Genomic DNA, 22,876 nt, shown 5'->3' with positions numbered 1-22,876 from the left:
GAATCCCCTTGGGGACGCCACTTACTTATTATTAAGTAATGTATAAAGCAGTGTGACACAGCACTCTCTATGCACGACGTTAACAAGAGTACTAATCTCTTGGGGACGCCAATTACTTTATTTAAGTAATGTATATAGCAGTGTGACACCGGACTCTCTATACACGACATTATCAAAAGAGTGCCAACTCTTAAAAATTAACAGTGTTCCATAACATTCCATAGTTATCTTCATTATTTAAAAAATAACCTCATTAAAATCTTTACTCTAAAAAAATTAAGTTAATATTTTCTGACCGCTGACCGCTGACCGCTGACCGCTGACCGCTGACCGCTGACCGCTGACCGCTGACCGCTGACCATTCACACTTAGTTACAAATCGCTGCAATTGTTTATTTAGCTGCACTTGTTCCATTTTTAATAAAGCCATAAACTCAATGGGTTATTAAAAAATGGATGATAAAATGAAATTAACAAAAATAGCCGTAGCGGTACTACTCACAACGGGTTTGGCTGCCTGTAGTAACAGCTCAGTAAATAATACCAACGAAAAAGCGAGTGCGGTACAGTCTGCCTATCCAGGAATTACTTTAATTGAATCAGTTGCGGCGAATGCTGCTGAGATCAGTATCCCCTATAAAAAATATCAATTAGAGAACGGCCTTACTGTTATTGTGCACGAAGATCATTCAGATCATTCAGATCATTCAGATCATTCAGATCCTTTAGTACATGTGGATGTGACATACCATGTTGGCTCTGCGCGAGAAGAACTAGGCAAGTCAGGCTTTGCCCATTTTTTTGAACATATGATGTTTCAGGGTTCTGAAAACGTTGCGGATGAAGAGCACTTTAAAATTATTACTGAAGCGGGCGGTACACTCAACGGTACCACTAATTCAGACCGTACTAACTACTTCGAAACTGTGCCTGTAAACCAACTTGAAAAAATGTTGTGGTTAGAAGCTGATCGTATGGGCTTTTTATTAGACGCAGTAACCCAAGAGAAGTTTGAAGTACAACGCGAAACAGTTAAAAATGAACGAGGCCAACGCGTTGATAATCGTCCTTATGGCCGCTTAAATGAACGAGTTTCGCAAGCACTATACCCAGATGGTCACCCATATTCTTGGCCTGTAATTGGTTTTATGGACGACTTAAATCGCGTTAACGTAAATGATTTAAAAGCATTCTTTTTACGTTGGTACGGCCCAAACAACGCAACGATCACCATTGGTGGTGATGTCAGCGCGGATGAGGTGTTACCGTTAGTAAGTAAATATTTTGCCCCAATTCCACGTGGGCCTGAAGTTACTAACGCCGAAAAAGTTGCTGTAACGCTTGATGCCGATCGTTATATTTCAATGGAAGATAAAGTTCATTTACCCTTGTTAAGTATGAATTTCCCTACCACTTATGCTCGTGCAGCAGATGAAGCACCACTTGATATCCTTGCTGAGATCATTGGCGGTGGCAATAACTCATTACTTTATAAAAACTTGGTTAAAACACAGCTTGCAGTTCAAGCGGGTGTTAGCCATCCGTGTCGTGAGCTGGCGTGTTCATTAAGTATTTATGCCTTACCAAATCCTGCCTCAGGTAAAACTTTGGCTGATATTGAAAAAATTGTTCGAGATTCATTTACTGAGTTTGAGCAACGTGGCGTAACTCAAGATGACTTAGATAAAGTAAAAGCTAAAATCGAATCAGGCGCTATTTTTGGCTTACAAAGTGTCGCAGGGAAAGTGTCTCAATTAGCAGCATTTGAAACTTTCACAGGTAACCCAAATTTTATTCAGGATGATCTTGCACGCTATAACGCAGTGACTAAAGCTGATGTAATGCGTGTATTTAATCAATATGTAAAAGGTAAAGCGGCAGTGATCATGAGTGTTGTGCCTGAAGGACAGCGTCAGCTTATTGCAGCAGAAGATAACTTTACACCCGAGACACATGATTTTGGTGGGCCTTCTACAACCACTGCCGATGATTTAGTTGCCCGTAAAGCTGTTGATACTTTTGATCGTAGTAAACAGCCAACAGCGGGTGTTAACCCTGCTGTAGATGTTCCTACATTATGGCAAACAACAACAGCAAACGGCATCGCCGTGCTAGGCACACAAAGTACAGAAACACCCACAACTTCAATATTAATCAAAGTGCCTGGCGGACAATATAGCGAACAAGCTGAAAAAGTAGGGTTGGCAACAGCAACAGCAGCACTACTGAGTGAATCAACACAAAACTATACCACTGAACAAATGACTGGCGCGCTTGAGAAGCTAGGAAGCAGTATCCGTATTTCTGCAAGTAGTACTCATACGAATATATTTGTTTCAAGCTTAACTAAAAACCTTGATGCGACATTGGCACTGGTTGAAGAAAAACTCTTTAACCCGGCTTTCAGTGAAGAAGACTTTAACCGTAATAAGCAACAAAGTATGCAAAACATCCAGCATGCCCTCAAAGATGCAGGATATTTGGCGAGCAATGCCTACAGTCAATTATTGTATGGCGATAGCATTGCCGCATTGCCAAATGGCGGCACACTTGAGAGTATTGAAGCGATTAGCCTCGATGATGTGAAAGGCTTTTATAACTCAAACTTTAAACCGCAGGGTAGTGAAGTTATCGTCGTGTCTGATTTAGATCAGCAAGCACTGCAAGCAAAAGTAACCGCAACACTTGATAATTGGCAAGGTAAAGCGCCAGCGCCTACAGCTACTTTTGCTGAGCCAAATGTTGCAGGTAATGTTATTTACCTGGTTGATAAGCCAGCTGCCCCACAATCAGAAATCCGCATTGGTAAGCGCGATATGATTGAAGATATTACCGGTGAGTTTTTTAAAGCAAACTTAATGAATTTTGCACTAGGTGGTAATTTCAATAGCCGTATCAACTTAAATCTTCGCGAAGATAAAGGCTATACATACGGAGCACGCACTAGCTTTTGGGGGGATTCAACTTCTGGTGGGTTTACCGCATCAGCAGCTGTACGGGCAGACTCAACTGCCGCGTCGATTGTTGAATTTACCAAAGAGCTAAATAACTATGCGCAAAACGGTATTACTGATGAAGAGCTTCATTTTATGCGTCAAGCTATCAACCAAAAAGATGCCTTGAAGTATGAAACACCCAATGCCAAATTGGGCTTTTTAGCACAAATACTTGAGCATGATTTGCAGCCTAGTTTTGTAAAAGATCGCAATGAAATTGTTAGTACAATCAGTAAAGCAGAAATAAACGCGTTGGCAGCAAAGCATTTAAATACTAAAGATATGGTGTATGTTGTAGTCGGTGATGTCAAATCACTTAAACCTGAGCTTGAAAAATTAGGTATGAAAGTGGTTGATTATAAGCTTTAACTATTCCGTTAAAGTTTAAGTTCATTAAAACGAAAGCGACCTAATAGGTCGTTTTTTATGTAATTAAAGTATTGAAATTTTATCTGGTTTAAAAATGACAAAATGTAAATTTGGTGTTATATAAAAATAGCTTAACTATCAATATAAATCTCAAGGAATAGTATGAAAAAGTATATAGCGGAATGTATCGGAACTTTTTGGTTGGTACTTGGTGGTTGTGGTAGTGCTGTATTGGCAGCCGGTTTCCCTGATGTGGGGATTGGCTTACTTGGCGTGTCACTTGCTTTTGGCTTAACGGTATTAACCATGGCTTATGCCATTGGTCATATTTCAGGTTGTCATTTAAATCCTGCTGTTTCTATTGGTTTATGGGTTGGCGGGCGTTTTCCTGCAAGCCAATTGCCAGGATATATTGCAGCACAGGTAATTGGCGGTATTATTGCCGGTGGCGTGTTGTTTGTAATTGCCAGCGGTCAAGCAGGCTTTGATGTAAGCGCTGGATTTGCTTCAAATGGTTATGGTGAACATTCACCAGGTGGTTATAGTTTAATCGCAGCACTGGTTTGTGAAGTTGTGATGACCATGATGTTTATCTTAGTTATTTTAGGCGCGACCGATAAACGTGCCCCATCAGGTTTTGCACCAATTGCGATAGGCTTATGCTTAACCTTGATCCACCTGATCTCAATTCCTGTTACTAATACATCGGTAAATCCTGCTCGTAGTACAGGTGTTGCTTTATTTGTAGGTGACTGGGCCGTGTCACAGTTATGGTTATTCTGGGTAGCCCCTATTGTTGGTGCTGTAATTGGGGCTGTTCTATACGGTATTATTGGTGGCAAAGACCAAGCTGAAACCGTGTAACTTTCAATCTTAATGAAATTAATAAAAGCAGGTCAATCGCTGCTTTTATTTTTGGTGTAGTGGCTTGGTGTCCAATCTATTACTTCAAGTATCGGCGTGGTTAGTTTTAAGCAAATTTTTAAGGGAAGAAAATGTACATCAAACCTTGGTTGTTACTGCTGTTTATAACAACGCTAGCGGCGTGTAATGATGATTCAGCTCAAGTTGCGTTGGGTACCTTAGAGCGAGAGCGAGTGATCCATCCTGCAACAAGCAGTGAAGTACTCATTGCACTACCTATAGCCAGTGGAGAGAGTGTTAAACAAGGACAAGTGATTGCACAATTTGATTCAGTATTACAACAAGCTTTAGTTGAAAAAGCTGACGCACAACGACGACAAGCACAAGCAAATTTAGAAAAAGTTCTCAATGGCGCTCGGGTTGAGGAGATTGCTGCCGCAAACGCAAAAGTTGCCGCAGCAAAAGCCGCTGTTACGCAAAGTGAAGCGAATTATCAACGTGCTAAGCTACTCGTTAAAGATAAGCTTGCCAGCCAAGAAACGTTAGACAGAGCCATTGCAAATAAAGATGAAAATACTGCTAATTTAGAGACTGCGCAACAGCAATTGAATGAGTTGGCTAATGGTGCTCGCATTGAAGATATTCAAATTGCTAAAGCACAACTGCAAGCCAGTATTGCGGAACTTAAAGTACAACAAAAAAAATTAGATGACTTAACAATTACCGCAACCCGGGATGGTTATTTAGATAATTTACCGTGGAATATCGGCGAGCGAGTTACTCAAGGAAGCCCGGTGGCAATTGTGTTAGCTGCTGGCGCACCTTTTGCTCGGGTCTATATTCCAGAGCCGTATCGGGTTAAATTAAAAAAAGGCATGCTACTAAAAGTAAAAGTTGATGGTATTAGCGAAGAATTTGTTGGTGAATTAACCTGGATCTCAAGTGAGCCGGCTTTTACGCCATATTATGCGCTTAATCAAGAAGAGCGAGCTAGGTTGATGTATTTAGCTGAGATACAGCTAGCTAGTTCGGCAGTTGAGCTTGCCAATGGCGTGCCCGCGCAAGTGATCTTGCCATGACAGAGTATGTGATCAAAGCGACTCAAATCGACAAATGCTTTGGTGATTTAAAAGCCATTGATCAATTAGATCTTAGTGTTGAAAAAGGTCAGATCTATGGCTTTTTAGGCCCCAATGGTTGCGGCAAAACAACAGCGATACGAATGTTAACTGGGTTATTACAGCCAACCAGTGGAAAAATTGAAGTACTGGGTTTACAACTGCCTAAAAACGCTGAGCAATTACGTAGAAAACTCGGCTATATGACACAAAAATTTTCGTTATATGCAGATTTAACGGTGTATGAAAACTTAAACTTTATTGCCAGTTTGTATTCATTTTCTCGCCAGCAGCGCCGAGCTCGGATTGATGAGCTATTACATTTATATGGCTTAGATGAACGGGCTTCGCAACTTGCAGGGAGTATGAGTGGTGGGCAAAGACAACGTCTATCATTAGCTGCTGCGGTGATGAATAAACCACAAATCCTATTTTTAGATGAACCTACTTCTGCCGTTGATCCACAAAATCGCCGTGATTTTTGGGAAACACTATTTGATTTAAGTAGTGCAGGTACCACCATTTTAGTCACCACACACTATATGGATGAAGCAGAGCGATGCCATAAATTGGCCATTCTCGAAGCAGGCGTAAAGCGCGCGGATGGTACACCTAAGCAGCTTATGGCTGACATGCATGCACATGTGATAGAAGTGTCGGGTTCACAAACGCGACAACTGAAAAGTGATTTAGCAAACTTACCTGAAGTACTTTCCGCTACACAATTAGGCGCGCAATTAAGAGTGTTAGTTAATAAAGACATTAGCCAGCCGCTGGAATTTTTACGCATGCAACACTTTGTAAGTAGTGACTCGCAGCTTAACCAAGTAAGGCCTAGCTTAGAAGATGTGTTTGTTACTTGCACTGGGCAGGGCAGACAATGACAGCATCACTTTTGCGGATACTCGCTATCTTTAAGAAAGAATTATTGCAGCTAAAGCGCGACAAAATGACCTTTGGTATGGTGGTGATGATCCCACTTATTCAATTAATGTTATTTGGCTATGCAATAAATACGAATGTTAAAGATATTCCCGTGGGGGTGGTCGATCACAGCCAAAGCACGTTAAGTCGGGTTTTAGTACAAACGGTGCAAGCGACCAATGTCGTGAAATTCACGCAGCAATTTACCACTATTGATGAGGCCCAGCAGGCCATTGCCAGTGCTAAGGTACGAGCGGTATTGTTTATACCTAAAGATGTTGATAATCGCCTAGTACAACATCCAAGCGTTGGCTTTGGACTAGCAGAGCCGGCAAGTGAAACACTAACGCGGCCAATAGCTCAATGGCTTGTAGATGGTTCAGATACAGTTATTGCCTCAACTATTAAATCGCTGCGAATGATGCCATTAAGTGAGTTACTCGATAAGCCTGCCAATCGTACTTATCCCACTTTTGAAGTGACCTTATTTTATAACCCTGAACAACGAACCGCGGTAAATATTGTGCCAGGTTTAGTTGCGGTAATATTAACAATGACGATGATAATGTTTACCTCTGCTGCGATAGTACGTGAGCAAGAGCGCGGTAATATGGAGTTATTAATAACATTACCACTGAGATCATTAGAGCTTATGCTAGGTAAAGTGATCCCGTATGTGTTTATTGGTTTTGTACAGTTATTTATAATTTTAGCAATGGGACATCTATTGTTTAGTATTCCGCTTGGCGGAAATTTAGCGGCGTTAGCCTTAGCCACTTTATTATTTATTTGTGCTAGTTTAGTGCTTGGCTTGGTACTTTCAACAATCGCTAAAAATCAGTTACAAGCGATGCAAATGACGGTATTTATTTTATTGCCCTCTATTTTGTTATCGGGCTTTATGTTCCCCTACGAAGGAATGCCAATAGCAGCGCAGTGGATTGCAGAGTGCTTACCTGCGACTCATTTTATGCGGTTAATTCGAGGTATTGTGTTAAGAGATGTTGAACTATCTAGCATGAGCTTAGATTTATTATGGCTGTTAGCGTTTACACTAGTTGGATTATTGGTCGCAGCAGTACGTTTTAAGAAAACACTAGATTAAAGTATTTTAACAAAGGCACGCAGGGCACCTTTGCTAAAATTAAACTGCACTTAAAAATGATTATTATCTTTTTTCTGTATCAGTTCAATCGCATAGCCATCAGGGTCTTTTACAAAGGCAATTTCTGTAGTGCCGCCTTTTACAGGCCCTGGTTCACGGCTTACATTACCGCCTGCGGCTTTGATATCTGCACATGCTTTATAAATATCATCAAATTCAATCGCGATATGACCATAGGCATTGCCTAAATCGTAGCTGTCAGTGTCCCAGTTATAAGTTAGTTCTAATACCGTGCTGTCTTTTTCATCGCCGTAGCCTACAAAGGCGAGTGTGTAACGGTATTCTTCGTTGTCCGCGCGGCGTAGTTCTTTCATGCCCAGTACTTGCGTGTAAAACGCAATTGATTTATCTAGATCTGCAACTCGTAACATGGTGTGTAGTAAACGCATTTAAATCCCCTTGATTTTGCTTTAAATTCACATAAATTTTCGATAACGCAGCTGCTTTATAGTTATAGCTGTGCTGTTAAAATTTCAATGATACGATTATAAATTATTTCTGTGAGCATCACAGTATCATTGCCGTTAGTATTTATAAATTGCACCACCACGGTGTCGATATCTTTATGATAACGCGCAATACTTGAATAACCTAACACCCAGCCGGTGTGCCCATACTGATAAAGTGAGGCATATAAAGCTTGCTCTTGTTCGTTGAAAAAAGTGCCTTTGTTTAAAGCAATAATAAAGTCGCCCACATCTTGTACTGTTGCCACATAGCCTTGATCAAGTGTTTTAAAATCATTGTTATAGCCTACGTAATAGCCACTCATCAATGATGCTAAATTGATTTCATGCACTGATGAAAACGTATGAGTTAGGCCCAATGGCGTTAAAATTTCATCTTTAATAAATTGGTTATGATCATAACCCAGCACAGTAGACATTATTTTTCGCAGTAGCAGGTAATTAGTGTTGGAATAACCGTAATCTGTATCAGGATTAAAGTCAGCAGGGGTGTCTAGCACCAGAGCTAGCGGATCAGGATAGGCGATTGACCAATCAAAGTTATCAGTATCTGTGTAATTGGGAATGCCACTTCTGTGCTGAACCATCATTCTTAAGGTGATTTTATCTGCATTTTCAATGCGGCCAATTAATGATGGCATATAATCGGCCAGTGTTTTATCCACATCAATACGCCCAGCGGCTGTAAGCTTAGTTAAAGCCGCTGCATCATATAACTTTCGAATACTGCCAATTTTAAAAAGCGCACTAGGGTAAGCGGGTATTTTTTGCTCTCGATTATGCCAACCCTGCGCAAAAAACTCAGGCTGTTGCCCTTGCTTATGAATATACACAATAATGCCATCAACCCCTTGTTCAATGGCTTCTTGCGTTTGCGCTTGGACTGTAGCAGGCAGGGGGGATAAATAATATAAAGCAAACTGCCAAGGGGCAAAAATGTATATGCTGGTAATTGTTACAATCACAGCGGCAAGGCGCATAAGTGTGAGTGTATTTTTGTTTTTCAATTGCATTAATGTACTCCCGTTTTTATTATTTTAGCGTGAGGGTGAACTAAATTAATGCCTTAAACAGCGTATTGGCTTGTTTGTTTCAAAACCTGTAAACAAACAAGCAGCAATGTCGCATAACATTGCTGCTTATCAATACAACAGTATTTAAGAGTGCTTTACTTGTTTACCTTACCCTTAAGAACATAGATCTCGCCATCAAAACTACCTTGAATCGTCAATCCTTGTCCTGCTAACTCTTTTAGGTATTCTATATGTTCTTCAGTAATATGTTGGCCCGGAACTAACAGTGGAATGCCCGGTGGGTAAGGCGTAACTAAACCGGCACAGATGCGGTTATTACTTTTGCTGATGGGCACCGATTCGCGTTCGCCATAAAAAGCATCACTTGGAATACAAGCTAAGTCTATAGCAGGTAAATTTTCCGGCAAGCGAGAACGTCGCGTTGATGTTGCCAACTTCACCTTACCACTATCCAGCTTTTTCAATGCATTATATAAGCGTATGATCTTTGAACGGGTGCCGCCAAGCGTCAGTAACACCAAAATAGTACTGTGAGTGTATTTTTCTATTTCTAGGCCAATTTCATCCAGTAGGAATTTATGAATATCCTTTAATGAATAAGGTAATTCGCTAATGTCGATAAGAATTTTTAGTGGATCATGGCCCATGTTATCGCCACTAAAGTGCGGAAAGATCTCCATAAAGTCTTGCTTACCCAGTACTTTAATATGCTTGAGTGAGGCCATCTGTTGTTTAAATTCGTCCACATGGTTTAACAAGGCATTGAGTAATTTATAGCCTTCCATCTCCAGTTGTTTTTGGCACACGTCAAGCGACGCAATAAGCTGATATTTTGGCGATGTGCTAGCGTAGATGCTGTAAATCTCGCGAAAGAAATCGGCATCAAAATCTGGATCGTTCACGTGAATGTAAGACGCTTGAGAAAACGCCGATACCACTTTATGCGCTGAATGAGTAACGTAGTCAGCGCCAGCATGGATTGCTGAATAATAACGCAAGCTAGGGTGGAAAAGAGAATAAGCAAACCAAGCTTCGTCGATAAACACTTTAATACCATGTTGATGGGCAAACTCGACCACTTGTTTCAAATCGCTCAGCAGGCCATCGTAAGTACAACCGGTGAGAACCAGCAATTTCGCATCGGTATTTTGTTCGATCGCCTGTTTGATGTCGGCCAACGACGGTGGCGCGAAGATGCCATATTTAGGATTTAAAATACTCGACAAATAAACTGGCAAACTGGCTGATTGTAAGATGCCATAGTGCACAGACTTATGACAATTGCGGTCGATAATCACTTTATCGCCCTTGCGCAGCAGTGTCTGCAAGATGATTTTATTTGAAGTTGATGAACCATTAGTCACAAAATAGGTATGCTTTACTTCAAATGTCGCCGCAGCAGATTCTTGCGCACGGCCAATGGTATTAGTGCTATCTGACAATGATCCTAACGAATCAACCGAAACTGACAGGTCGCCAACGAATACATTACGACCATAAAACTGATAAAAATCTTTGATATAAGGGGAGTTTCTAAAGCTAGAACCGCCGCTGTGGCCAGGTGTATGCCATGAATCGTTCGCTTCGCCAACATAACGGCGATACGCGGTCCAAAATGGGGTTTCTGAGCGGTCATCAAAATCGTTGATCATATACCCTAAAATTGCTTCAGGGTCAGAAATCACTTCATCTTTAAAGAAGAAAGACTCAATCTCCTCCGACTCATTAACTATCTCCAGTCCCTTAGTGTCGTCGCCAATAACATAAACCGGCAACTCGAGACGGATCCCCTTTAACTGCTCGATAAAGCGGCTATACGTGCGCTCACCCTTGTTGTGCACATCCCAACTGAGCACCACAGCTTGAATATCACCATCTTCCTCTACAGATTCCAGCGCTTGCTTGAGCTCGAGGCGTTCAATAATATCAATATGAATATCACTGCGTTCAAAATTAGCGATCGTTTTCGACAGATTAGTAGAAAGCTCTTGCAAGGTGATAGGGTCTTGCTCAATCAACAAGATACGAAGTAAAGGTAGCATAGGAATTCCCGCAATAAAATTTCATAATGCTCAACAGCATAACTAAAGGATTGACACTTGTGAAATTAATACTCTGAAAATGTTCTAATAATTGCTAATACATTTGCCGCATTTTGGTTTGCGGCCCACACAGGTATAACGCCCGTGAAGAATAAGCCTGTGGTGTACGTCTACTTTAAATTCTTCATGTATTACTTTTTCAAGCTTTTGTTCAACCTCAACTACATTTTTACCCTTCGCAAATTTGGTACGATTTGATACGCGGTCGATGTGGGTGTCTACTGCTACAGGGCTAGCCGGAGGGTAATAAAGGTAGATATAAATATGTCTAATTACACAAGGCTAGGCTGATTTGTGCCATATATAGTTGGCTCTAACTCGCTTTTGCCCAAAACGAGTTTAGTCGAGCGTCGCAAATGAGCGATTAACGGTCGTTCAGTTGAGTCGTCATTAACTTAGTCAGAATAAGAGGAAACTTTCCTCTTTTTTACACACTAGGATAAGCTACAGGAAGAATAACATTTATAGCTGGCAATAATTTACACTATTTTTATTAATATAAGCCCATGAAATAAGGATATTTTTAAGCTAAAATAGAAAAAGCGTCCTCCGATAAAGATATTATACATAAGGGAAAGTTATGAGTTTTGACTCATGGAATAGCTATATGCAGTTTAGCTGTTCAGTTCGAAATAAATCGCGATATATTTTAGACGAAGATGCGCAAAACTTTCTTCAAGGCATTAAAGATACTTGCAAAAGTCGCGTAGAAGTGATTAAGCCAAACTCAGAGGTGTGGAGAGCACAAATGGGGCATGATAGGTTGAAACTTCTGCAAGATGATGTTCATGTCGATGATATATTAATTCCTTATCCTGAGAAAAGAATGAGACCTTTACCCGACAGTGCTTCTGAAGGAAGAGCAAACCCAAAGGGGATTCCTTGTTTGTATGTTGCATCTCAAAAAGAAACAGCAATGTCTGAGATCAGACCTTGGTTAGGTTCGATAATATCAGTGGCGAGATTTACCAATTCTAAAGAACTTCGAGTAATCGATTTCTCAAGATATCATACTAATAAGTTACCTATTTACCTTTCAGAACCTGATGAAGCCAAAAGGATTGAAGCAGTATGGACTAATTTAGATAAAGCTTTCTCTCAACCAGTAACAAATAGTGACCAGAAGTCAGATTATGCACCCACTCAAATTATTGCTGAGTTAGTAAAATCGTTAGGCTATGACGGCATAGCTTTTAGAAGCTCACTTGGGCGAGGGCACAACCTAGCACTTTTTGATTTAAATAGTGTTAACTTCAAAGACAGTAGCTTGTTTCGGGTTAGTGATGTTCAGTTCTCGTTTGAAAGTAGTAATGACGAACGTTACATATAACAATAAATTATGTGACACAAACTGCACGTCGCATAAATACTAAAGTGTTGAGTAATTATCAGGTAATGGAGTACTAGCTTATGTTCAAGAAGAAAAGAAGTATTAAATTGGGGAAAGGGGTAAAACTCAATTTAGGAAAAAAAGGTATAACAAGCCTTTCAGTAGGCGGCAAAGGCTTAACGGCGAATTTCGGCTCAAAAGGAGTTAAAACTACTGCTAATATCAGAGGCTCTGGGGTTTCTCAGTCTGCAACATTTTTTGAAGATAAAAAGCAACAAGCGCCTACGTCACAAAAAAATGACGATAACTCACAAAGAAGTGTAGGCATCTTATTGAGTATAGGAATATTAATTCTTCCTTATATTTTTGCGTGGTTATTACTCCGCTCAGGTTACAGTACTTATTCAAGGGTAATTAGCTTTGCATGGATGGCATTTTTAATTTATTCAATGTTTACAGGCACAAATACTTAACAAAGCCTTAATTTTACTGCTTTGCGCTGAGCTTCAGGTAGTAAATTATTGCGGGGGTTAACTGTACTAGGTAAGTCGATATGATCTCAAATCAAGATTCTGAAAAAATGCTTACACCGTGGTTAACTGTGATTGGTTTGATTACGGTAATGTGGACCCCAGTAGAAAGAAAAATTGATGAGTGTGTTTTCATTCTTAGTTTACTAAATGGTTGTGGTAAGAGACCTGGAAGTCTTACTCGTAAATTGGAATACATAAAAAGCAGCCTACCAGAAACAGCTATTTATTCACCAAATTTTGATGAGATTTTTGATATTACAAAGGGAACTGCTCAAGTTAGAGATGTATGTGTTCATGGTGTCATTGAAAGTTATGATGAAAATAAAATGGTGATAGGTAAAGTCCAAGCTAAAGCCTGCGATTTTAATGTTGAATATTTTACTTATGACCAAGTACGCCTTTTTTCAGCAGGTAATAACTTAACTACTTTGTTAGAAATTTGGAGTAAACTTGCTTCTGACTTAAATAATATAGCAAATGACGCCTAACAAGAATTTCAAGCGTAATTGCTAACCGTTTGTTCAGTTTTCGCTTCCTTACAGGTTTTAGCAAACTATTACCAACCCCTTAAATGAAGCTAAAAGATGTGCGTGAACAATAAAGTTTCTAAACTTGACATGATACATCACGAATCATCAATGTCTGGCACAAAGTTGTCCTTAATATCTAACACGTTTATGCCCAAAAACGAGTTTGTCTGGGCGTCTGCTCAAAGCAGTCACTAACTTACTCTACTTTATCTTTAAACTCACACAAGTCTTCAATAATACAACTGCCACATTTAGGTTTTCGTGCAGTACACACGTAGCGACCATGTAAAATGAGCCAGTGGTGTACATCGACTTTAAATTCTTTTGGTACCACTTTTTCGAGCTTTTTCTCAACTTCAACCACGTTCTTACCCATAGCAAATTTAGTGCGGTTTGATACGCGGTCGATATGGGTATCTACGGCTATTGTGGGCCAGCCGAAGGCAGTATTGAGCACAACGTTTGCAGTTTTTCTGCCAACGCCGGGTAGGGCTTCTAGGGCTTCACGATTCTCAGGCACAATGCTGTTGTGCTGTTCTACTAAAATTTGGCACATTTTGTACACATTCGCAGCTTTGGAATTAAACAAACCGATGGTTTTAATATAATCGCGAAGTTTATCGTGGCCTAAATCTAAAATAGCTTGCGGTGTATTGGCTACGGGAAAGAGCTTGCGCGTGGCTTTATTGACCCCAACATCGGTGGCTTGTGCTGATAACGTTACCGCAACTAACAGCTCGAACGGGCTTGAATATTCAAGCTCGGTTTCAGGATGTGGGTTTTGCTCGCGCAGGCGAGAGAGTATTTCGTATCGTTTTTCTTTATTCATGCAACTTAAACGCACAGTAAATACTGCGCGCTTCCCCTTAAGTTAAACTGGTGACCCTTGCTCGTGGGCCTTTTTCGGCCACTGGTGGTGCAACTTGCTTTGCTTTTATTTGCGCATCAATGACATTTTTAGCCGCAATCAGTAACCCTAACCCTAAAAATGCACCCGGCGGTAAAATAGCGAGTAAAAATTGGTTATCAAAACTAAAAATTTCAATACGTAATACCTGCGCCCATGGACCTAATAATAAATCAGCGCCATCAAATAACGTACCTTGACCAATAATTTCACGCATTGCACCTAGTACCAGCAGCACAACCAAAAAGCCACTGCCCATCATCAGGCCATCAAAGGCTGATAAGTGGACTGGGTTTTTTGATGCATAGGCTTCGGCGCGGCCAATAATGGCGCAGTTAGTTACAATCAGTGGAATAAAAATCCCCAGCGATTGATACAAGCCAAACGTATAGGCGTTCATTAGCAACTGTACAATGGTTACAAAGCCTGCGATAAACATCACAAATACAGGAATACGAATATCTTTAGGTACGAAGTTTCGCACGGCAGAAATAGTTACGTTTGAGCCAACTAATACCATTAATGTCGCAAGGCCAAGCCCCATAGCGTTGGTTACCGTTGAGGTGACAGCTAACAGCGGGCACAAACCAAGTAGTTGCACGAGGGCAGGGTTGTTCTTCCACATTCCTTCGTTAAATAATTCTTTTAATTGGCTCATAGCTCACCTACTTGGCATGCATTATTTGCATTAAATACGGCATCGAAATTATCTTTTGAGAATAACACAGCTTGTTTTACTGAACCAACCACAGCTCGCGGTGTAATGGTAGCGCCTGTGAATTGATCAAAACTGCCACCATCTTTTTTTACAGCCCAACGTTCGTCGTCTTCACTTAGCAATGTTTGCCCTTTAAAGGTGGTGATCCAAAGAGATTTTTTTATTTCTACTTTATCACCAAGACCTGGCGTTTCTTCGTGTTTAGTAACACGTACACCGGCAACTTCTCCATTAGCAAATACTGCAGTTAATAACTCGATATCACCACTGTAACCTTTTGGCGTTACGTGGCGCATAACTAAAGCAACAGGCTGTCCCTCTTTACGAGCACGGTATACAGTTTGTGGGTGATCAGCCAATAGTGGATCATCGATAATGGCACAATCTTGATAAAGACTGTTATCGTAAAAATGCGGATCTAATACATTTTGCAGTTGTAAAGAAAGCTGCTTACGTTCTTGCTCGGCAATGTTATCTGCGGTGAGGTTATGAATAACGCCCACTGCACCTGTGGTGATCAGGGCGAACAGCGCTAAAATGCTGCCGTTTTTTGTCATGGATGAAATAATCATTTGTTTACCCCATGGCCATAAGTACGTGGTTGGGTGTAGTAGTCTATCAGCGGTACGGCCATATTGAGCAATAAAACTGCAAAGGCCATTGCATCTGGGTAACCGCCAAAAGTACGAATTAAATAAACTAATAAACCAATCAATGCGCCGTAAATTAATCGACCGCGGTTAGTCGTTGCTGCTGAAACAGGGTCGGTGGCAATAAAAAATGCCCCTAGCATAGTCGCGCCACTGAATAAATGAAACGCTACACCAGGCTCTGTACCTGGCGCTGCGATATAACCCACAGCGCTGCACACAGCAAGAGCACTAATTACACCAACTGGGATATGCCAATTGATGACTTTTGTTTTAATAAGGTATAAACCACCGACTAAAAAGCCAAGATTTACCCAACCCCAACCTTGTCCTAACCAACTATTAAATATAGCGCCTTGCATACTTTCGGTTACGGTTAAACCATGTGCGATATCCGTTTTGATGGTATCCAACGGAGTTGCCATTGTTACGCCATCAACCCCGACTCTAAGTTGATCAACACTAAAGCCACCATTTGTAAAACCGTTGAAAACCACGCTCAGTTGTTGATTAAAGCTAATCGAGTTTGCTAGCAAGTCACTGACCGGCATCCATGTAGTCATTTGTACGGGGAATGAAATAAGCAATAATACATACGCTGCCATGGCGGGGTTAAATAAGTTAAAGCCTAGTCCACCGTAAAGCTGCTTAACAATCACAATGGCAAAAAAGCTACCGATCACAATAATCCACCAAGGAGCGAGTGGCGGAATACTCAGCGCCAATAATACGGCTGTAAGCCAAGCACTGCCATCACTTAATGCGGGCCATACAGGGCGCTTGCGAATGAGCATGATCACAGCTTCACTAATACTGGCGGTGAGCAAGGCTAAAACCAGCTGAATTAATACACCGGTGCCAAAAAAATACAGTTGCGCGATAAGTCCAGGAATACAGGCTAAGATCACCGTTTGCATTAATCTGCTTAGTGACTTATGGCTGTGGCTATGCGGCGAGCTGGCCATCGTTAGCTTCATTACTTATCACTTCCTTCTTGTTGTAGTTTCTTGGCTTTTGCTCGGGCAATCGCAGCGGCAACTGCGGCCTTTTTCTTATCTTCTGCTGTTTGCTTTGGTGGAGCTTCAGTGACTTGCTCTTCGTTTATCGCTGGAGCCGACGTTTCGCTTTCAGCATCGTCGTTTTCTACGTTTGTTGCTTGTTCAGCTTGTGCGGCCTTTTTTGCTTTTGCGCGAGCAATGGCGGCAGCGACGGCGGCTTTTTTATCATCAGCTGGCGTGGTTGCAGTAGTCTCGCTTTCAGCATCGGCGTTTTCTTCGCTTGTTGCTTGTTCAGCTTTTGCAGCTTTTTTCGCTTTTGCGCGAGCAATGGCGGCAGCGACAGCGGCTTTTTTATCATCAACTGGAGTGGTTGCAGTAGTCTCGCTTTCAGCATCGGCGTTTTCTTCGCTTGTTGCTTGTTCAGCTTGTGCGGCTTTTTTCGCTTTTGCGCGAGCAATGGCTGCGGCGACAGCTGCTTTTTTATCATCAGCTGGCGTTGTTGTTGTAGTCTCGCTCTCAGCATCGGCGTTTTCTACGCTTGTTGCTTGTTCAGCTTGTGCGGCTTTTTTCGCTTTTGCGCGAGCAATGGCGGCAGCAACGGCGGCTTTTTTATCATCAGCAGGAGCGTTCGGTTCACTGTCAATTGCAGCGGCTTTCTTAGCTTTTGCGCGGGCAACGGCAGCAGCGACGGCGGCTTTTTTATCATCCACAGGAGCGGTCGGTTCACTGTCAATTGCAGCAGCCTTTTTCGCTTTAGCTCGGGCAATAGCTGCGGCAACAGCTGATTTTTTATCATCTTGCTGCGCTGGTGCGTCGTCACTTGCGGCTTTTTGTTCTTTATACTTACGCGCTTGCTCTTTGCGCGCTGCGCGCTCTAGTGCAACTTCGCTGTTATCTGGTTCAAGCTCTGTGTCTTGATTTTGTTTTTTAGCTTTAGCACGAGCAATTGCAGCGGCAACGGCTGATTTGTCGTCGTCTTTTGCTGGTTTGTTTTTAACGCGTGCCAGTGCATCAGCGATTTTTTGTTTTTCGTCAGCTGACTTTTCAGCCGCTGGTTTGCGTTTATGGCGGTTTTGTCGTGCCTCTTGCTCACGCTCAAGACGCAGCTTACGCAGTTCAAAACGTTCTTTTGCACGTTCAGCTTTAACTTGCTCTGCTTGTTGTTCTTTTATTTCAACTTTGGCAACGCGATAATACTGCACCAGTGGAATTTCACTAGGGCATACATAGGCGCAAGCACCACACTCGATACAATCAAACAGGTTATGCTCTTTCAGCTTGTCGTATTCTTTTGACTTAGCAAACCACTGTAGTTGCTGAGGTAAAAGTGAAGCAGGGCAGGCATCAGCACAAGCACTACAACGGATACAGGCTTTTTCTGGGCCGGGCTCTGCCAGCTCATCATGATCTGGGGCTAAAATACAGTTAGTGGTTTTTACTACACCGATACGCACCGTTGGCAAAGTAAAGCCCATCATCGGGCCGCCCATCACCACACGTTGTTGTGGCACCGGTGAGAACCCTTGGCAGTCAAGCAAGTGTTTTATCTCAGTGCCTAATAACGCCCACACATTGCCAGGGTTATGAATTGTATTCCCTGTTACCGTAATAACTCGCTCAATCAGTGGCTTACCTTCGAAAACCGCTTGATTAACCGCAAATAAAGTCCCCACGTTTTGCACTAATACGCCAATGTCAGCAGGAATGCCGCCACTGGGTACTTCTTTATTGGTGAGCAACTTTATTAATTGCTTTTCACCACCAGATGGGTAAATAGTCGGAACGGTTTGAATGATTATTTTGTCATTGTGCTCAGCCGCGGCCTGCATGGCTGCAATGGCTTCAGGCTTATTATCTTCAATACCGACGATGGTGAGCGTTGGTGTTAATAGCTGCTGCATAATTTCGATGCCAGCTATAACGCCGCTAGCGTGTTCACGCATTAGCATATCGTCAGCAGTGATATAAGGCTCACATTCCACTGCGTTAACAATAAAATACTCGATTGCTTTGCGGCTATCGGCTTTAATATAGGTCGGAAACCCTGCACCACCCATACCTGCAATGCCGCGATCATGAATAATATCAATAAGCTGATCGTGAGAAAGTAAACTAGGTGTCGGAACGGGTGTTAATGTGCACCAGTTATCTTGGCCGTCTGGCTCAATAATAACGCTTAATTCGGGTAATGCAGACGGGTGCGCCGAAGGCATTTGGCAAATATCAGTAATTACACCAGACGTTGGCGCATGAATTGGCACTGACCAATTAGCTACGGGCTTAGTAAGGGCTTGCCCTTTAAGTACTGGCTGACCTTTTTCAACGAGTAATTTACCATTGGCACCAATGTGCTGTTTTAAAGGCACAACGAGTTTGTCGGGTAAAGGCAAACGGGTAATTGAGTTGCCAGTGGAAATTGTTTTTTGCCCTGGTGGGTGAATACCACCTGGGAATGGCCACACTTTACCTTGTTTTATTTGTGCGATTAGCTTTTCCATGTGTGCCCCTTAATCGATTTGTGTAACTGGGATTGCATCAAGTTGCCATTTCCACGTTTGTTTGGTGGTTTCAACAGGCAGCATGTCAATGCAGTCAACAGGACAAGGTTCAACACATAGATCACACCCTGTGCATTCATCAATTAACACTGTATGCATTTGGCGCGTAGCACCAACAATGGCATCAACAGGGCAGGCTTGAATACACTTGGTACAGCCAATACATTCATCTTCACGAATATAAGCAACGGTTTTGATTGGTTCTGCTTGCTCACCACCGGCAAGGGGTTTTGCTTCTACGCCCATTAAGTCGGCAAGCTTTTTAACCGTCGTTTCACCACCTGGCGGGCATTTATTTATTTCGTCGCCATTGGCAATTGCCTCAGCGTAAGGACGACAACCAGGGTAGCCGCATTGGCCACATTGTGTTTGCGGTAAAATAGTATCGATTTGTTCGACGATAGGATTACTTTGCACACGAAAACGTACCGCGGCAAATCCTAAGATCAAACCAAAAATAAGTGCCAGTGAACCCAGCGCAATCAAGGCATAAAACAAGGTCATGTTAAAACTTCACTAATCCTGTAAAGCCCATAAAGGCCATCGACATTAAGCCTGCGGTGATCATCGCAATGGATGCGCCTTTAAATGGGGTAGGTACGTCTGCAGCGTTTAAGCGTTCACGAAGTGCTGCAAATAAAACCAGTACCATAGAAAAACCAACTGCAGCACCAAAGCCATATACAGCTGATTGTAAAAATGAATGTGCTTCTTTATCGTTTAGTAATGCCACACCTAATACCGCACAGTTTGTGGTGATCAAGGGTAAAAATATACCTAATAAACGATACAGCGTAGGGCTAGTCTTTCTGACCACCATTTCAGTAAACTGTACAACCACAGCAATCACTAAAATAAAGCTCATGGTGCGTAAATAGGTGATATCAAGTGGGATCAAAATATATTGATTAACCAGATAACTTGTAACAGAGGCAAGTGTTAGTACAAAGGTAGTTGCCAGCGACATACCAATGGCTGTATCTAGTTTGCCAGATACCCCCATAAACGGGCATAAACCTAAAAACTGTACTAATACAAAGTTGTTAACCAGTACCGTACCAATTAACAGCAATACATATTCTGTCATGTTCGCCTCACGCTATAATAAACGTCGACATTATCCTTTTTTATTGGCGGTTTAACAACACGTAGTGGGCAAATAAACCGCTCATTTAATAATGATAGTGAATTGCATTTAGAATTTTATAGCATGATAAATAAAGATTAACTGTTCATTAACTTAGTTACTGACATTTGCACTGATAGAGCAGCTCAGGGGAGGGGTAGAATAAATCAAGAGGAAACAAAAAAGGTGCATAAAAGCACCTTTTGGTTTAATTAAATATCTTTGGGCTTTTCGATGTAATAACCTTGGACACCATCAAGACATAAGGTTTCAATGATATGTTTTTCTTCTTGGCTTTCAACGCCTTCAGCAAAAACACTGACGCCAATTCTATGTGCTAAATCGACCATTAAGCGCATAAAGTATTGATTATTTTTATCTTCTTCAAGACCGCGGGTATAACTTGCGTCCATTTTGATAAAGTCAGGTTTTAAATCACGGAAAAACTTAAACGAGGTTAAACCCACACCAAAGCGTTCTACTGTTATACGCGCTCCGACACGGTGGATCATATCGATAAAGCGTTTGCTGGCTTTAATATTTTGTTGTAGGCCAAACTCGCTCACTTCAAATACCAGTTTAGAGGCAATATTGGTGTCTTTTAATAAGCGTCGTTCTAACCAAATTACAAACTGGTCATTATGTGCGCTTGAAGCGGTCACGTTTAAACCAAAGAATTTTTCAGAGAAATTTCGGCTCTTAATTTTTTCTAAGGATGAATTAATGATCAACCGGTCAATTTCCATTGCCATATCAAGTTTTTCGGCCATAGCTAAAAACGAAGCGGTAGGCAGCACTTGATTTTCAGCGGTTTTGAAACGCACTTGAATTTCAGCGTAAGCTTTCATGCTTTTACCGATTGGCATAATGTTTTGCATAACTAAATGCACACGTTCAGACTCAATGACTTCATTGATCACTTTGCGCCAGTTTTGGTTGCCAAACCCAGCACTAACATTATTAACTAAATCGGTTTCACGTTGAACATGCCAAGCGTTTGCTTGTTTTGATTGCGCCATGCTCATCGCGTTGTCTACCACTGAAAGTAGCTCACCTAAAGGTTTGCCTTTTTCGTAACCAACAATCCCCGTGTTTGCTACTGAGCTTAACTCTTGAGTTTGTTGATATTGGGTAAAGCGAGACTGTAAATTATCACCAAAACGTTCTGATTCTTTAAGTGGCGTGTTTGGTAAGACAATGGCAAAATCTGAGCTGTTTAAACGAAAAACCTTGCTGCCAGTATAGGTGCCACTAATATGCTTAATGATGTCAGCAACAGCTTTAACGTATTCATCACCTTTTTGATAGCCGCGAGTTTGGTTGATTGCTTGTAGTTCGCTACAACGAACCATTGCAAGTGAGCCAAAGGTACTTTTTTCGCTGCTTTCAATGTGTTTTTCATAATATTCAACAAACATATTACGGTTACCAAGCTCAGTTACTACATCTTTATAAGCTTCTTGCTTGATAGAGTGTGCCGCATTTTGAATATCATCATGTTTACTTTGTAAAAAATGCGCCAGGCGGTTAAAACTTGGTATTAGATCAACGCCTAACTGTTTTATCTTGCTGTTATTAATCGCTGTTTCAAGACCACTATTGACTTGATTTTGATTGATATACACATCGATAACATCGGCTACCGTCATGCTTATGCTGCGATTTAACTTTTTGAACATGGTTTTCATGAAAACAATAGGAACAATCGCCATTAAGCCTGAGACTAAAATAACAATAAATAATCCTTGTTGTAGCAACAAGCCAAGGTTATTCGCATTGATCATGAATTCAACTTTAATATCAGATGCTTGATTAACAGCAAACTGTGGTCGAATAGAGTTAAAGCTGGTTTCCACTAATTGAGCAATCGCAGGTAAAGGGGTAGGGGATTGAATATTAATTACTTCTTTGCCTTGCTGATCACGCAGAATAAATGAAGAAAAAGTATTTCCATCTGCAAGCACTTGCTGAAGTTTTTCAGGGGATATATCGGCAATCGAATGTTTATTTATATAGTTATTAACGACTAATTGCGCTTTGTGTTGTGCATTACTTGCCGCATTGTCAAATGCTGATGCAACAAAGTAACCGCCAATACTTGCAAACAATAGCCAAGATATTAATTGAATAAATATGAGTTTTTTAAAACCAGCCATGTCTTATTCTTTTAGTAGATCAAAGGGAAAGGAATCATATCCTTGATTAATCAAAATATTTTTGTACATGTTAATAGTACATTAAGAATAAATGTTTTGATTTAAGTAGAGTAGTGGAATTATTTAGGAAAGTCTAATGGATTCTTTAAGTTGGCTCCCCCTCCCCGACTCGAACGGGGGACCTGCGGATTAACAGTCCGTCGCTCTAACCAACTGAGCTAAGGGGGAACTACAATAACTTAATTTTATATGATTTGGCTCCCCCTCCCCGACTCGAACGGGGGACCTGCGGATTAACAGTCCGTCGCTCTAACCAACTGAGCTAAGGGGG

19 protein-coding genes, 1 tRNA gene and 1 pseudogene are annotated in these 22,876 nt (G+C 41.4%); 8 read left to right on the top strand and 13 right to left on the bottom strand.

Annotation, left to right across the window (positions count from 1 at the left end; genetic code table 11):
- Positions 1-464 precede the first annotated feature (464 nt).
- The 5 genes from V7783_RS20270 to V7783_RS20250 all read left to right on the top strand — a co-directional run bounded on the left by V7783_RS20270 (position 465) and on the right by V7783_RS20250 (position 7,376).
- Positions 465-3,365 carry a M16 family metallopeptidase gene (locus V7783_RS20270; RefSeq protein WP_335680284.1) on the top strand — a complete coding sequence of 967 codons (2,901 nt, stop codon included), beginning with the start codon at positions 465-467 and terminating at the stop codon, positions 3,363-3,365.
- A gap of 162 nt (positions 3,366-3,527) precedes the next feature.
- A complete protein-coding gene (aqpZ, locus tag V7783_RS20265; protein WP_335680283.1) occupies positions 3,528-4,229 on the top strand; it encodes an aquaporin Z in 702 nt (233 codons plus the stop codon).
- Positions 4,230-4,360: 131 nt separating this feature from the next.
- Positions 4,361-5,308, top strand: coding sequence for an HlyD family secretion protein (locus tag V7783_RS20260; RefSeq protein WP_335680282.1), 948 nt, complete (start codon positions 4,361-4,363; stop codon positions 5,306-5,308).
- Positions 5,305-6,231 (top strand): ABC transporter ATP-binding protein, encoded by a 927-nt coding sequence (locus V7783_RS20255; RefSeq protein WP_335680281.1) that lies wholly within the window; start codon positions 5,305-5,307, stop codon positions 6,229-6,231. The genes V7783_RS20260 and V7783_RS20255 overlap by 4 nt, the downstream gene beginning before the upstream one ends.
- A complete protein-coding gene (locus V7783_RS20250; RefSeq protein WP_335680280.1) occupies positions 6,228-7,376 on the top strand; it encodes an ABC transporter permease in 1,149 nt (382 codons plus the stop codon). Before V7783_RS20255 ends, V7783_RS20250 begins: the two co-directional genes overlap by 4 nt.
- 50 nt (positions 7,377-7,426) lie before the next feature.
- Here the strand turns inward: V7783_RS20250 and gloA are convergent, their stop codons facing one another.
- From gloA to V7783_RS20230, 4 genes and pseudogenes are all read right to left on the bottom strand, one after another.
- Positions 7,427-7,825: a lactoylglutathione lyase gene (gene gloA / locus V7783_RS20245; protein WP_335680279.1), complete on the bottom strand. Its 399-nt coding sequence runs from the start codon at positions 7,823-7,825 to the stop codon at positions 7,427-7,429.
- A 62-nt stretch (positions 7,826-7,887) separates the two neighbouring features.
- On the bottom strand, positions 7,888-8,916 hold the full coding sequence (locus V7783_RS20240; RefSeq protein WP_335680278.1) for a serine hydrolase domain-containing protein: 1,029 nt from the start codon (positions 8,914-8,916) through the stop codon (positions 7,888-7,890).
- A 155-nt stretch (positions 8,917-9,071) separates the two neighbouring features.
- Positions 9,072-10,979: an aminotransferase class V-fold PLP-dependent enzyme gene (locus V7783_RS20235; RefSeq protein ID WP_335680277.1), complete on the bottom strand. Its 1,908-nt coding sequence runs from the start codon at positions 10,977-10,979 to the stop codon at positions 9,072-9,074.
- An 84-nt stretch (positions 10,980-11,063) separates the two neighbouring features.
- Positions 11,064-11,267 (bottom strand): annotated as a pseudogene (locus tag V7783_RS20230) (endonuclease III); the annotation flags it as partial.
- Between the two features lie 352 nt (positions 11,268-11,619).
- Between V7783_RS20230 and V7783_RS20225 the strand changes: the two are divergent.
- The 3 genes from V7783_RS20225 (at position 11,620) to V7783_RS20215 (ending at position 13,390) form a co-directional block, all read left to right on the top strand.
- A complete protein-coding gene (locus V7783_RS20225; protein WP_335680276.1) occupies positions 11,620-12,369 on the top strand; it encodes an RES family NAD+ phosphorylase in 750 nt (249 codons plus the stop codon).
- An 80-nt stretch (positions 12,370-12,449) separates the two neighbouring features.
- Positions 12,450-12,842: a DUF4236 domain-containing protein gene (locus V7783_RS20220; RefSeq protein WP_335680275.1), complete on the top strand. Its 393-nt coding sequence runs from the start codon at positions 12,450-12,452 to the stop codon at positions 12,840-12,842.
- A gap of 80 nt (positions 12,843-12,922) precedes the next feature.
- Entirely contained in the window at positions 12,923-13,390 is a 468-nt protein-coding gene (locus tag V7783_RS20215) for a hypothetical protein (protein ID WP_335680274.1), read from the top strand.
- A gap of 238 nt (positions 13,391-13,628) precedes the next feature.
- On the opposite strand, the gene nth is transcribed toward V7783_RS20215, so the two are convergent.
- From nth to V7783_RS20170, 9 genes are all read right to left on the bottom strand, one after another.
- On the bottom strand, positions 13,629-14,261 hold the full coding sequence (gene nth, locus V7783_RS20210; RefSeq protein ID WP_335680273.1) for an endonuclease III: 633 nt from the start codon (positions 14,259-14,261) through the stop codon (positions 13,629-13,631).
- Positions 14,262-14,298: 37 nt separating this feature from the next.
- Positions 14,299-14,997 carry an electron transport complex subunit E gene (locus tag V7783_RS20205; protein ID WP_335680272.1) on the bottom strand — a complete coding sequence of 233 codons (699 nt, stop codon included), beginning with the start codon at positions 14,995-14,997 and terminating at the stop codon, positions 14,299-14,301.
- Complete coding sequence (rsxG, locus tag V7783_RS20200; protein ID WP_335680271.1) at positions 14,994-15,629, bottom strand: electron transport complex subunit RsxG; 636 nt, start codon at positions 15,627-15,629, stop codon at positions 14,994-14,996. The genes V7783_RS20205 and rsxG overlap by 4 nt, the downstream gene beginning before the upstream one ends.
- Complete coding sequence (gene rsxD, locus V7783_RS20195) at positions 15,626-16,684, bottom strand: electron transport complex subunit RsxD (protein WP_335680270.1); 1,059 nt, start codon at positions 16,682-16,684, stop codon at positions 15,626-15,628. The genes rsxG and rsxD overlap by 4 nt, the downstream gene beginning before the upstream one ends.
- Positions 16,684-19,203 carry an electron transport complex subunit RsxC gene (rsxC, locus tag V7783_RS20190; protein ID WP_335680269.1) on the bottom strand — a complete coding sequence of 840 codons (2,520 nt, stop codon included), beginning with the start codon at positions 19,201-19,203 and terminating at the stop codon, positions 16,684-16,686. The genes rsxD and rsxC overlap by 1 nt, the downstream gene beginning before the upstream one ends.
- 9 nt (positions 19,204-19,212) lie before the next feature.
- Positions 19,213-19,767, bottom strand: coding sequence for an electron transport complex subunit RsxB (gene rsxB, locus V7783_RS20185; protein WP_335680268.1), 555 nt, complete (start codon positions 19,765-19,767; stop codon positions 19,213-19,215).
- 1 nt (position 19,768) lies between these two features.
- Positions 19,769-20,350: an electron transport complex subunit RsxA gene (gene rsxA, locus V7783_RS20180; protein ID WP_335680267.1), complete on the bottom strand. Its 582-nt coding sequence runs from the start codon at positions 20,348-20,350 to the stop codon at positions 19,769-19,771.
- 251 nt (positions 20,351-20,601) lie between these two features.
- Complete coding sequence (locus V7783_RS20175) at positions 20,602-22,545, bottom strand: EAL domain-containing protein (RefSeq protein WP_335680266.1); 1,944 nt, start codon at positions 22,543-22,545, stop codon at positions 20,602-20,604.
- A 151-nt stretch (positions 22,546-22,696) separates the two neighbouring features.
- Positions 22,697-22,773, bottom strand: a tRNA-Asn gene (locus V7783_RS20170).
- Positions 22,774-22,876 lie beyond the last annotated feature (103 nt).

Origin of the sequence: Pseudoalteromonas sp., from assembly GCF_036960685.1 — a bacterium.
Lineage (GTDB): Bacteria > Pseudomonadota > Gammaproteobacteria > Enterobacterales > Alteromonadaceae > Pseudoalteromonas.
The sequence above is the reverse complement of the archived record's forward strand: the minus strand, read 5'-3'. Positions and strand labels throughout refer to the sequence as shown.